The sequence below is a fragment of the Pelomonas sp. Root405 genome (genome assembly GCF_001425165.1).
Classification (GTDB): Bacteria; Pseudomonadota; Gammaproteobacteria; order Burkholderiales; family Burkholderiaceae_C; genus Pelomonas.
The window spans coordinates 1,406,447-1,417,878 of the sequence record NZ_LMDU01000001.1; the positions used below are offsets into that span (position 1 = coordinate 1,406,447).

General features: G+C 68.8%; 13 protein-coding genes and 2 tRNA genes. 7 read left to right on the top strand and 8 right to left on the bottom strand.

What is annotated here, in order from left to right; genetic code table 11:
* The first annotated feature begins 8 nt into the window (after positions 1 to 8).
* The 6 genes from ASC81_RS06385 (at position 9) to ASC81_RS06410 (ending at position 4,351) form a co-directional block, all read left to right on the top strand.
* Positions 9 to 695: a TorF family putative porin gene (locus ASC81_RS06385; protein ID WP_162253754.1), complete on the top strand. Its 687-nt coding sequence runs from the start codon at positions 9 to 11 to the stop codon at positions 693 to 695.
* A gap of 103 nt (positions 696 to 798) precedes the next feature.
* Positions 799 to 1,248, top strand: a complete 450-nt coding sequence (locus ASC81_RS06390) for a hypothetical protein (protein WP_156391800.1) — start codon at positions 799 to 801, stop codon at positions 1,246 to 1,248.
* Positions 1,245 to 2,327 (top strand): hypothetical protein, encoded by a 1,083-nt coding sequence (locus tag ASC81_RS06395; RefSeq protein ID WP_056263885.1) that lies wholly within the window; start codon positions 1,245 to 1,247, stop codon positions 2,325 to 2,327. The genes ASC81_RS06390 and ASC81_RS06395 overlap by 4 nt, the downstream gene beginning before the upstream one ends.
* 283 nt (positions 2,328 to 2,610) lie before the next feature.
* Positions 2,611 to 2,922, top strand: a complete 312-nt coding sequence (locus tag ASC81_RS06400; RefSeq protein ID WP_056263889.1) for a hypothetical protein — start codon at positions 2,611 to 2,613, stop codon at positions 2,920 to 2,922.
* A gap of 29 nt (positions 2,923 to 2,951) precedes the next feature.
* Entirely contained in the window at positions 2,952 to 3,458 is a 507-nt protein-coding gene (locus ASC81_RS06405; protein ID WP_156391802.1) for a hypothetical protein, read from the top strand.
* A gap of 104 nt (positions 3,459 to 3,562) precedes the next feature.
* On the top strand, positions 3,563 to 4,351 hold the full coding sequence (locus ASC81_RS06410; protein WP_056263894.1) for an ankyrin repeat domain-containing protein: 789 nt from the start codon (positions 3,563 to 3,565) through the stop codon (positions 4,349 to 4,351).
* Between the two features lie 2 nt (positions 4,352 to 4,353).
* Here the strand turns inward: ASC81_RS06410 and ASC81_RS06415 are convergent, their stop codons facing one another.
* Positions 4,354 to 5,367, bottom strand: a complete 1,014-nt coding sequence (locus tag ASC81_RS06415; RefSeq protein WP_056263896.1) for a hypothetical protein — start codon at positions 5,365 to 5,367, stop codon at positions 4,354 to 4,356.
* A gap of 179 nt (positions 5,368 to 5,546) precedes the next feature.
* On the opposite strand from ASC81_RS06415, the gene ASC81_RS06420 reads away from it, so the two are divergent.
* Complete coding sequence (locus ASC81_RS06420; RefSeq protein ID WP_056263899.1) at positions 5,547 to 6,683, top strand: hypothetical protein; 1,137 nt, start codon at positions 5,547 to 5,549, stop codon at positions 6,681 to 6,683.
* A 16-nt stretch (positions 6,684 to 6,699) separates the two neighbouring features.
* On the opposite strand, the gene ASC81_RS06425 is transcribed toward ASC81_RS06420, so the two are convergent.
* The 7 genes from ASC81_RS06425 to ASC81_RS06455 all read right to left on the bottom strand — a co-directional run bounded on the left by ASC81_RS06425 (position 6,700) and on the right by ASC81_RS06455 (position 11,396).
* Entirely contained in the window at positions 6,700 to 7,419 is a 720-nt protein-coding gene (locus tag ASC81_RS06425) for a hypothetical protein (protein WP_056263902.1), read from the bottom strand.
* Positions 7,420 to 7,441: 22 nt separating this feature from the next.
* Positions 7,442 to 8,626: a WG repeat-containing protein gene (locus ASC81_RS06430; RefSeq protein WP_056263905.1), complete on the bottom strand. Its 1,185-nt coding sequence runs from the start codon at positions 8,624 to 8,626 to the stop codon at positions 7,442 to 7,444.
* A complete protein-coding gene (locus ASC81_RS06435; protein WP_056263908.1) occupies positions 8,626 to 9,111 on the bottom strand; it encodes a hypothetical protein in 486 nt (161 codons plus the stop codon). The genes ASC81_RS06430 and ASC81_RS06435 overlap by 1 nt, the downstream gene beginning before the upstream one ends.
* A gap of 97 nt (positions 9,112 to 9,208) precedes the next feature.
* Positions 9,209 to 10,636, bottom strand: a complete 1,428-nt coding sequence (locus tag ASC81_RS06440) for a hypothetical protein (protein ID WP_056263911.1) — start codon at positions 10,634 to 10,636, stop codon at positions 9,209 to 9,211.
* Between the two features lie 136 nt (positions 10,637 to 10,772).
* Entirely contained in the window at positions 10,773 to 11,114 is a 342-nt protein-coding gene (locus ASC81_RS06445; RefSeq protein ID WP_056263912.1) for a zinc ribbon domain-containing protein YjdM, read from the bottom strand.
* 68 nt (positions 11,115 to 11,182) lie between these two features.
* Positions 11,183 to 11,258, bottom strand: a tRNA-Asn gene (locus ASC81_RS06450).
* A 62-nt stretch (positions 11,259 to 11,320) separates the two neighbouring features.
* A tRNA-Asn gene (locus ASC81_RS06455) sits at positions 11,321 to 11,396 on the bottom strand.
* Positions 11,397 to 11,432 lie beyond the last annotated feature (36 nt).

Consider the following 11,432-nt stretch of genomic DNA (forward strand, 5'->3'; position numbering starts at 1 on the left):
GATTGAAGATGCTGACCGCCGCCGCGCTGCTGGCGGGCGCGGGCGCGGCGTGTGCCGACGTGGGCGGCACGCTGTCCTTCCAGACGGATGCGCGGGCGCGCGGCGTGTCCTACGGCGGCAACCGCCCTGGTGTGCAGCTCGGCTTGGCCTGGGACGGCAGCGCCGGCTGGTATGCCGGCGCGCAGCTGGCACGCGCGCGCTTCGACGCTGAACGCAACGGCGGCTGGCTGCAGGCCTATGGAGGCCGTGTGGTGGAACTGACGCCTGGCCTGGACGGCGAGGCCGGCGTCATCGTGCAGGCCTTCGAGAACGTGTCGCGTTACGACTTCCAGGAGGTCTATGCCGGCCTGCTCGGCGACGGCTGGAACCTTCGCCTGTACCTGTCGCCCGACTACTACGGCAGCGGGCAGCGCAGCGCCTATGCCGAGATCGATCTGCGCTGGCCCATCGCGAAGGGCTGGGCCGCCACGGGCCACGTCGGGCTGCTGCGCGGCGAACGCAGGGGCCAGGTCTTGCCCTATGCGCAGCCGCACGGAAGCGCGCGCGTGGATCTGCGCGTCGGTGCGTCGTGGCAGCTCGGCGCGAGTACCGAGCTGCAATTCGCCTGGGTGGCCGCCGGCCGCGGCGGCCCCTACACATGGACCGATTCGACACGCCGTCGCGCTGTCGTCCTCGGCCTGACGACCGCGTTCTGAGCCGCTGCGGCCGCGGGCTGCATCCCTTGCTTCATCGTCCCTTGAACCTGCCGTGCGCGGGCTGGCACTCATGCCGCAATGACAGCAGCAAAGGTTGACGACGATGACACTCTCTAGAACGCTTTGGATCGCGCTGGCGTCCGCGGCCGTGCTGGCCGCCGGTTGCGGGGGCGGCAGCGGCGAGGGGCTGGACGCCAACGGCCGGCCGCTGGGCGAGGGCGACGACCCCAGTGGACCGATGACGGCGAGCTTTCGCTCCATCCAGTCGCATGTCTTCACGCCCGCCTGCACGGCCTGCCATGCCGGCGCCAGTGCGCCGCGCGGCCTGCGGTTGGACGCGAGCAACAGCTACGCGATGCTGGTGGGCGTCAACAGCGGCGGCGTGCCCTCGCTCAAGCGCGTGGCGCCGGGCGATGCGGCCAACAGCTATCTGATCCACAAGCTCGAAGGCCACCAGGCCGTCGGCGCACGCATGCCCCTGGGCGGCCCCTACCTGGATGCGCAAGCCATCAATCTGATCCGCCAATGGATCAACAACGGAGCACAGCCATGAAGGTCGCGCATCTGTTGTTCGGGCTGCTGTTCGCGCTGTTGTTCTCAGCGGCGCAAGCCGAGCCCTATCTCGCCATCCGCAGCGGCCTCAAATGCGTGGCCTGCCATGTCAACCCGACCGGCGGCGGCCTGCGCAATGCGGTCGGCAATGCCTTTGCGCAAGGTGCTATTCCCGCCAATGCGCTGCCCGATGCGCTGCAGGGCTGGAACGGCTCGCTGCTGGACGACCGCCTGCGCCTCGGCGGCGACTTGCGCACCTCGAAGACCCGCACGGCCGTGTCCGGCCAGCCCACGCGCAGCGTCGGCGGCACCGAGCAGTTCAGGCTGTATGCCGACGTCCAGCTGATCAAGGACTATCTGGGCGTGCACCTCGACCAGCAGGTCGCACCGGGCAAGTCGGAGCGGCAGGAGGCCTATGTGCGCGTCTCGACGCCGGGCCTGGGCTGGTATGCCAAGGCCGGCCAGTTCTACCTGCCCTTCGGCTGGCGTCTGCAGGACAGCCTGGCCTTCGTGCGGCAGCTCAGCGGCGTCAGCATGCCGGTGCCCGACAAGGGCCTGGAGCTGGGCCATGAAAGCGATGAATGGTCCATCCAGCTGGTGCGCAGCAACGGCCCCGGCAATGCCGGCGGCTCGGACGGCCACCAGACCACGGCCCAAGCCATCTGGCTGCAGCCCTGGGGCCGCATCGGCGCGGCGGCGGCCCGCGTCAAGGCGGCGGCGGGCAACCGCCAGGCTTACGGCCTCTTCGCTGGCACGACGACCGGACCGATCGCCTGGCTGGCCGAGATCGACATCGTCAGCGACACCGGCTACCCCGAGGGCAGCCGCCGCCAGTTCGCAACCTTGCTGGAGGCCAACTGGCTGGTGCAGCAGGGCCACAACCTCAAGCTGACCAGCGAATACCTCGACCCCGACCGCCGCGTGGCCCACGACAACAAGGTGCGCCACAGCCTCGTCTACGAGTACACGCCGATTGCCTTCGTGCAGTTGCGTGCGGGCTACCGCAAGTACGGCGGCATTCCGCAGAACGCCGTCGACAACCGGCGGCTGAGCTTCGTGGAGCTGCACGGCATGTTCTGACGGGCGCTGCACTTGGCTTGCGTTGACCAGAGCGACCGTGCCAATGGAACGCTCTTCTCCCGTCAACCCGCCCAGTGCCAGCGCGAGTTCACGGGCATTTGGCCGACGCTCGATGCTCGGCAGCTCGTCAAGCTCGTTGCCGGACAGGTCCAGCTCCTCCAGCGCCTAGACCTCCTCGGGCGTCTGGCACAACAAACGAAACAATATCGCAGCGCGCTTGAAGCGCGGCTGATGCAGGCGGCGCCCACAGTACCGGTCTTCTGTCACTGCCAGGGGCCAAGCCATGGACCACACACATCGTTCGAGCGTTCGCAAGATCCAGTCGTCGTTGACCACCCGCATCGCCGTCTGCTGCCTGGCAGCGGGGCTGTCCTTCTCGCCGGCCAGCCACGCGGCCGATGACTCGGGGCCGCTGAAGGCCCTGCTGGCCGAGAGCCTGGCCAAGGGCCGCGGCGTCACGGTGCATGCCGCGGGCGCGGCGATCTCGATGGTGGTGACGTCGGTCGAGGGCTGTTGTGTGGTGGGCCGCAACGCGCAGTCTTCGCGCATCGTGGTGCGCCTGGACCGTATCGATGCCGTTGTCGCCAGTTTTTGATAACGCTCAAGCTCGACGGCATCCGCGCCATGAACCCCATCTCGATGGCGATGCTCGCCAGCCTGTTCACTTGGGCAGGTGCGCTCGTTGGTGCGCCGTCGACCGTGGTGCTGGTGCTCTATGGCTTGTACAGGGCGGTGGGTGCTGGCGGCGACGCGAGTGAGCGTGCAACGGGCGCCGGCTTCGGCAGCAACCCCGACGCCATCCTGCTGATGCTCAAAGGCGTAAGCACGGTCATCGCCTCCATCGCCAGTGCGGTGGGCTCGGCCGCGCAGTTCGTGTTCAACGTGCTGGCCATGGCCGCCGTGGCGGGCCTGGTGGTCGCAGCCCTGTGCTGGTTCACCGGCCGTGGCCTGGCGGCACAGGCCGCCTGGGCGCGCGTCAGCGCCGGTGCGATGTTCACCCTGCTGCTGCCGTCGCTGCTGCTGGCCTTGTCGGCAGGGAGCGGCCTTCGCTTGCCCATGGTGGCGCTGGCGGTCTTCTGCCTTTTGGCGCTGCACACCTTGTGGGCCGGCTACGTGCCGCAGAGCGCTTGAAAACCCGGCCCGTAGCCGGGCTGCTGGCGGGCCTGCTGCTCGTGAGTGGCGCGCAGGCCCAAGGCAATGAGCAGGCATCCGCCAGCGCCGCACCAGGTGTACCCATGACCCGCCACATCGAATTCACCGCTGAATGGGACGATGCGCTCCAGGCCCGTGACGTGCCCCGCGTGACCGCCTTGATGCGCCGCGCCAAGGGCGACATGCCGCGCAACCGATTCGGCGACACACCGCTGCACAAGCTGCCCGCGTGGCATGAGTCTGACGATGTCGTGCCCGTGATGACGGCCCTGCTGGCCCACGGTGCCGACGTGCAAGCCGCGACACCGGGCGGTTTCACGCCGCTGCACATGGCGGCCTTTTCCACCTGCACACCCTGCGTGCAGCTGCTTCTGCGTGCCGGTGCCCGCGTGCAGGCGGCCAGCCACAAGCACGGCACGACACCCCTGCACATGTCCAGGCCCGAGACCCGCGCCGCGTTGCTGGCCGGCGGAGCGGACATTGCCGCGCGCGACAAGCTGGGCCGCGTGCCCTTGCACACGGTGGCGATGCCCAGCGCCCACTTGATGGGCCCGGGCGTGGGCCTGGCCGTGGTGGACGCGCAAGGCTTCACGCCCTTGCACTGGGCGGCCTTCGAGGGCGCGCATGAGGCTGCCGAGTGGCTGCTGGCCCATGGCGCCAACCCGCGCCTGCGCAGCACGGCGGCCTATGTCTACAGCGACCCCATCCTGGCTGCCGAATGGGCGTCCACCGTCACCTACCCGGCGGGCTTGCGCCCCTACGACCTGGCCAAGGCACGGCACGACGAGGTCAAGTGGTCCACGGGCAAGTTCCGTCGCGTCTGGGAACTGCTGGACAAGGCCACGCCGCGCGAGGGCTGGTTCTCTCGTTGAGGTCAGCGGCGGCTGTCGTCGGGGCGCAAGGCGTGTTCAAAGGCGGCCAGCGTCGGCGCGAAGTCCACGCCGCTGCCCTCGAACTTCGTGGCGAGGGTGGCGAAGGTCTTGCGGCCCCACTTCAGCAACTGCTTGCGGCGATCGGGCGGCATGTAATTGGGCGCGGGAATGCCGTCCGTGAACCGCTGCAGCGCGCCTTGGGTGGGCAGGGCCAGCAGCGCCTTCTCTTCGGGCGACAGCGTGGCGGCGAGCACGAATTCCAGTGCGTGTTCGTTCCTGCTGCCCGCCAGTTCCGCAGCCAGCCGCGCGGGGAAGTCGGCCACCGATCGCAGGCGCGCCGTGGCGGCCTCGCGCACGGCGCTAGCGTGGTAGCCATCCGCCAGTGTGAGCAGCGCCGCAAAGCCGATGTCAGTCTTTGGGTCGAGGCGGCCAATCTCGGCCAGCTGCGCAGGCGCGTTGTCATGGGCCTGCTGGAAGTGGTGGACGATGCCGGCCACGCTGCCAAACCCCGTGCGCGCGAGCTGAGAGCCGAAGAAGCCCACGCAGGCGACCAGGCTCAGCGCGGCAAAGGCGGTCCACGGCCAGCGCAGCCACTGCACCGAGGACCCGGGCGCCAGGCCGGGATTCAGGCTCAGGCAGATCAGCAGCGCCGTGGCGAGCGGCACCAACACGATCAGCGGCAGATAGATCACCCGGGGCGAGAAGCCCGGCTGGATGAACATGGCCACCAGCACGAAGCAGACGACGGCCAGCGAAGCCGCCGTGGCGACGGTCAGCACATACAGGGCAGGGCGCGCCAGGCGCAGCCCGTCGAAGCCACCGCTGGCGGTGACGCAGAGCAGCCCACCCAGCAACAGCAGCCACTGCGGGATCAGGATGAACAGCAGCTCCGGCTCCCAGCCATTGCGGAATGCCTTTTCGTGGGAGTAGGCCCACAGCAAATGTTGCAGCGGCCACAGCAGCAGGACGGTGGCGATGGCAGCGCAGACATTGCCGATGGTTTGATAGGGCAGCATGGCGGGCAGGGTCACCGTGGTTGGGGCGGCTGAATGTAGGGGCCGGCAGCCGCCCGTGCTTGCCGCTGAGACCAGTGAAACAAAGGAAACGCGCGGGGCCTTTCGGGAAGGCGGATTGAAACGCGGCGTGTCGACACTGCGGGCATTCCGGCAATAGCTGCATCGCAGGCGACACGACCATGAACACGAGCAACTCGCAGCGCCTGGCCATTGGCGGTGCGCTCCTGCTGGCGGCTGCCGCAGCGGTGGGCATGCAGGGCCTCTTCACCGTGAAGTCGGGCTCGGGCGTGCCGATGGGCGCCTCGGTGCGAACACCGCAACATGTGGCGACCTTGATCTCCACGCTGGAGCCGTATGTGCCGTCGCTCCACCACAGGCCCGAGAACGACCGCTACACGGTCAGCCTGCTGCTGGCGCCGGTGGACGGGCGCTCGGGCGAGCAACTCATCCCCATCGCCAAGGGCAAGCGCGCCGGCGAGCTGACGCTGGCGCGCCTGCTGGGCGGTGATGGCCGGATGGTGTGGTTCAACGTGGCGGGGCTGGGTGGCGTGGATGTGGCCTCACGCAAGCTCATCGGCCCCGCCGAGCTGGGGCGGGCCAATGCCGGGCTGGACGAGTCCTGGGACGACTACCGGCGCGTCGAGTTCGACCAGCGGCTGCGTGTGACCTCACCCGACCGCCAGCGCGTCCACGCCATCGACCCCGCCACGCTGCGCGCCGAGCCCGTGGCGCCGGCCAAGGCGAAGCCGCCGTTCACCCCCGACGTGCAGGACTTCCTGAGCGTGGGTGCGCACCCGGCGTCGCACCAGTGGCTGGCCCTGCTGTCGCCGCGACAGGCGGCGCGCGAGTTCAGGCCCGGCCAGCGGCTGTCGCCGGTGATTGCGGCAGAAAGCGCCAAGGTGATGCGGCGCCTGCACCGCGCCGAGCTGGGGCCGGTGACGGACCGCGGCATGCGCACTATCCAGTCGCTGACGCCGCTGTCGGCCGACGAGTACTTCAACGCGGCCTTCGTGCGCAGCGGCAACGCGGGCGAGCCCATCCGTGTCGCCTCGCCGGACAGCTTGCTGATGACCTACAACGCCTCGGCAAGCCTTGGCGCCACCGTGGTCGTGGCCCGCGTGGACAGCGCCGGCAAGTTGCTGTGGCGGGTAGACACGGGCATCGAGCGCTTCAAGCTGTCGCAGATCCTGCCGGGCTCGCCCTGGGTGGCCTTTATCGGCACGCGGCCGCCGGTGCCTAACAAGGTGTCCGAGCCGCTGCTGGTGCGGGTGAACAGCGAGACCGGCGCCATGGTCAGCACTTCCTTGTGGAAGTGAGCATCCTGCCGGTGCGTCAGGGTGGGCTCATCGAGCGCCAGATGACCCGCCAGGTGTCCAGCTCTGACAAGGGCTGGCCCTGCTCCGCGCGCCACAGCGCCAGGCGGCAGAACGAGCGCAGCAGGGGCCAGAGGTCGGCCTCCTCGCTGCAAGACGCCTCGGACGGGTAATCGCCCTCATCGGTGCGCACGAAGCGGCCGGTACGCCACATGAGGGTGCTGCTGCCTTCCTTGTCGGACCGGTTGAAGCGCGCCTCTCGTTTCAGCGCATGAACGATGGCTTGCTGAATGGCTTCGACGCTGTCCGGGCAGGTGAGCGCCGACGGATGCTGCGATGGCTGCGGGCCAAGGCGGGCTTGAGCGGGCAGGCGCTGCGTGGCGCCTTCAGCGCCCAGCGGCTGATCGAGCGGCGCGTGCGACCGGCGGATCGCGTCCATGCTGGGCAGCGCCGGCGCCGCAACCGGTGGCAGCAGCACGAAGAAGTGGCGCCCTGCGTCCGTGAACTCGCCGCTGGTGATGGCGCTGTTGCGGGCGCGGAAGTCCAGGCCCTGGCCGCTGGCGACCGGGCGCGTTGTCAAGGCACGGACCAGCAGCACGTACGCGCCCACGGGCGGCGCCGGGAAGCTGTGGCCGATGTCCTCGATGGCGTTGCCCGCTGCCAGCTCCGCGTGCACCAGGTCGCGCAGGGCGCAGGGAAAGCGCGCCAGATCTGCGTGCTGTTCAGCGGTCAGGTGCATGCCGATGCGGAGCTCAAGGTGCTCAGGGATTGGCGCTGCGCCACACGGCCAGCCCGTCGGCATTGATGTAGCTGGAGCTTCGCCCCGCACCCACGAATGCCAGGCCACGGCTGAAGGGCCGTGCAAAGCTGTATTGCGGCGCGATGACGGTCTTGCCGCGATTGTCGATATAGCCGTGCAGCTTTCCCAGCTTGACCACCGCCAGACCTTCCGAGAACGACCAGGCGCGGTCCACCGCCGGCTGCAGCTGCACCTGGCCCTGCGCGTCGATGAACAGGATGCGGTCGCCTTGTTTCACCAGGGCCAGGCCGTCGGCGAAGTCCTCTGCCGTGTCGTACTGGGCCGGCACGATCAACCGGCCCGCGCGGTCGATGTAGCCGTACTTGCCGTCCACCCACACGCGGGCGCGGCCCTCGCTGAACTCGCTGGCCTGCTCGAAGCGCGGCGGCACGAGCAGCTCGCCGGCCACGGTCATGTAGCCCTGCTTGCGACCCTCCCACACACGCACCATGCCCTCGGCCGGGATGCCGACGAAGTCGATCTTGGGCGGCGTGATGTCGCGCCCCGTCGCATCGAACACGCGGTGCGTGCGCTGCTTGCTTTCACTGCGCACCAGGCCGCTGGTGGCGGGCAGCAGCTTGTCGTGCTGGGCGGCCACCACCAGCTTGCCGGTGCGGTTGATGGTGCCGTACTTGGTGCTGCCCCAGGCGTCGTCCAGGCCCACCACCGCCACACCGCCCGAGAAAGGCCCGGCACTGTCGTAGGCGGGTTTGATCGCCCAGGCACCGGCAGCGTCCACATAGCCCCAGCGCGCACGGCCCTGTGCGTCCTTGCCCAGCGCCGGCATCAGGCCTTCGGTGTAGGGCAGCGTCCAGGCCGCCTGCGGTGCCACCACCATGCGGCCGGCTCCGTCCAGATAGGCGGTTCGCTGGCCCTTGCGCACCAGCGTCAAGGGCTGGCCCGGGATCACTTCCTGGAACTCCGGCGGCAGCACGACGCGGCCCTGGGCGTCGATCAGACCGAAGAGGTCGCCCTCCCGGATGGTGTGCAGCACCGCTTCGGCCGGCACGGGCGTCGCCGCCATCGGGGCTCGGGCCACCAGCAGGCCGCACATCGCCAGCAGGCATTGCACGGTCTTGCGCACCCATGGCACGAGGCCACGCTTCGGTGGCTGCTTGTCGGGGGTGGTCATGGCGGGTGTGGCCATCACTGTTGGTAGAAGTAGTAGCAGCCCAGCATCGTTCCCAGCTCGGGCTTGCTCAGCGGCGCGGTCAGCATGGCGGTGCGCTTCTCGGCAATCGGGCGATCGCACATCAGCGCGCCGTCGCTCTTCTCGCAGTTGCCCAGCGGCTGCCCGACGAGCTGTTCATAGGCAGGCTTCACGTCATTGGCCACCGCCTTGACCGTGACGGCAAAGCCCAGGCCCATGCCGATGCTCTGCGGCGTGATCTCGATGATGGGTTTGCCCAGCCAGCTCGTCGGCCGACGCGGCTTCCACGTCGGCGCACGGTCGTCCTGCACGAAGTGAGTCTTGATGACGTCGGCAAACTTCTGCGCGCGTGCCGGGTCGTCCTTCATGTCCAGCCAGGAATCCTGGCAGGAGGCCAGGCGCGACAAGGTGTCTTGCGGTTCGGCGGCCTGGGCCGCAGTGCCGATCACCAGCAGGGCAACGGCCGTGGAAAAGTGGTTCATCGATGGGCTCCGGTTGTGTATGCCGGCACGATGCCTTGCCCCGGTTTCAAGCGCGTTGCCTGAGGGGCGTGCGCTTGTTTCGTTGGTTGCAGCGTGGCTATTGGCCGCCCAGTTCGCGAATGAAATCGTCGCGCTCCATCGACAGCGCCGCACCTTCGCCGCCACTGGTGGCGCTGCCCGCGTAGCTGTAGGCCCACTCCACCGCCTTGCTGCGTGCATGGGCTGCACCGGCCGTGTCGCCGGCCTGGGCCAGGCGCAGCATGCGTCTGCGGTACATGTGGGCAATCGACATCAGCACGCCGATGTGGTCGCAGCCCCGGCGCATGGCCTGCTCGGCTTCTTCCAGCCGGTCCTGCGCCTCGAGCGCGTCTGCCTCTCGTGCCCATTCGGGCCGGTCGTCGTCGGGGGCCGGCGGCTCGAATTCCATCTGGAACTGGATGCCGTACAGCAGCACCTCGCCCAGGTCGCCGGCCATCTTGGCTTGCTCGCGCGTGGTCGTCACGCGCGCACGCAGCGCCGTCTCGGGCGCATTGCCGGCCACCAGCAGGTGCAACTGCGCGATCGGCTCGGCGCCGTCGTCGATGTCGAACACCGCCAGGCCCACGGTGGCGCCACTGGCGATGCGCTGGCACTGCGGCGCGGGGTAGTCGGCGCGCGCTTGCGCCTCGATGCGGCCGAGCAAGGCCTGCAGGTCGCCCTCGGGCGCGGGCAGTTGCTCCAGGCTGATCTGCACCGAGCTGTCGGGGTGCAGCAGCAGCAGGCGCCGGCTGTCGTCCAGCAGGTGCCAGCCCAGCGGCACGGCCAGCACGGCCTGCAGCGCCGGGCTGACCACCCAGGCCCGGCCGTTGTCTTCGTCCATCGCCTGGATGCGCGGCGCAAAGCCCTTGCCTTGTTCGAGCAGCGCCTGGTTGATGGGATGGGTCTGCTCCAGCGTGGCGCGGCCACCGGCCAAGGCGAAGCTGCTGATGTCGGGCAGCGTCATGTCGTCGCCCGGCGCCGCGGTCATCACCTCGGGCTGGGCGTGCAGCAACACCGTGGCGCCCTGCGGCGCGGCCAGCCGAAAGCTGGCCAGGACACGTTGCCAGACCTCGAACACGTGCGCGGCCAGCGCGTCCGGGCCGATGAGGCTGAGGTGCAGCAGCCGCCCGCCGTCTTCTGCAAAGGCAAAGAACATCGTCATCGGGCCGAAGTCGCCCTGCACGGCGCACTGGCCCAAGATGGCGGGCAGGTCGCCCAGGCTGGCCGGGCCCAGCGTGCTGGGCTGCACCTGGTGTTGCTGGATCAACCACAGTGCCCAGTCCTGCACCGTGCCTTCGTCGAAGGCCGGCCGGGCCGAGGCGACCAGGATGATGGCGGCATAGGGCGCCGCCACGGCGGCCAGACCGAACAGCCGGGTGGCGTCGTCGAAAGCGGGCTCTTCTTCCGGCAAGTCCTGCGCTTGCCAGCTGTCGGGCAGGTCGACGGAAAAGCCGAGGTTGGCGATGCGCGGGGCGAAGTCGCGCTGCACGAAAGTCGATGAGGTCATGGCGGTGTCCGCGAGGGTGGGCGATTCGCCATCGTGCGCGGGCGGCGTTTCAGTCGGATTTCGTCTGCGCGGGCGATGACACGCCGACGCTGAAACCATTGAAACAGTCGCCCGTGGGGGCACTGCACCCCGGCGCTCACGCCTTCTTGACGAACTCCGACTTCAGCCCCATCGCACCGACGCCGTCGACCTTGCAGTCGATGTCGTGATCGGCGTCGACCAGACGGATGCTCTTGACCTTGGTGCCAAGCTTCACCACCAGGGACGAGCCCTTGACCTTGAGGTCCTTGATCAGGATGACCGTGTCGCCGTCCTGCAGCACGTTGCCGACCGCGTCCTTGACGACGCGCACCTCTTCGGCGGCAGCCGCGGTGGGCGACGCCGACCACTCATGGCCGCACTCGGGGCAGATCAACTGAGCGCCGTCCTCGTAGGTGTACGCAGACTGGCATTTCGGGCAGGCGGGCAGGGTGGTCATGGGTTCTCTCTTGGCTCGGCTCGGCAAGAAAAAAGCCCCACAGGCTTGCGCATGTGAGGCTTCTGATTTGGCTCCCCGACCTGGGCTCGAACCAGGGACCTACGGATTAACAGTCCGGCGCTCTACCGACTGAGCTATCGAGGAATTGTCTGTGACGACCGCCCGCCGTTCGGTTGCAGCGGGCTCTTTTTGCGGTGATGTTCTGTTGGCTCCCCGACCTGGGCTCGAACCAGGGACCTACGGATTAACAGTCCGGCGCTCTACCGACTGAGCTATCGAGGAACAGAGCCCGCGATTATAGAGACTTTTTCGGGTGCT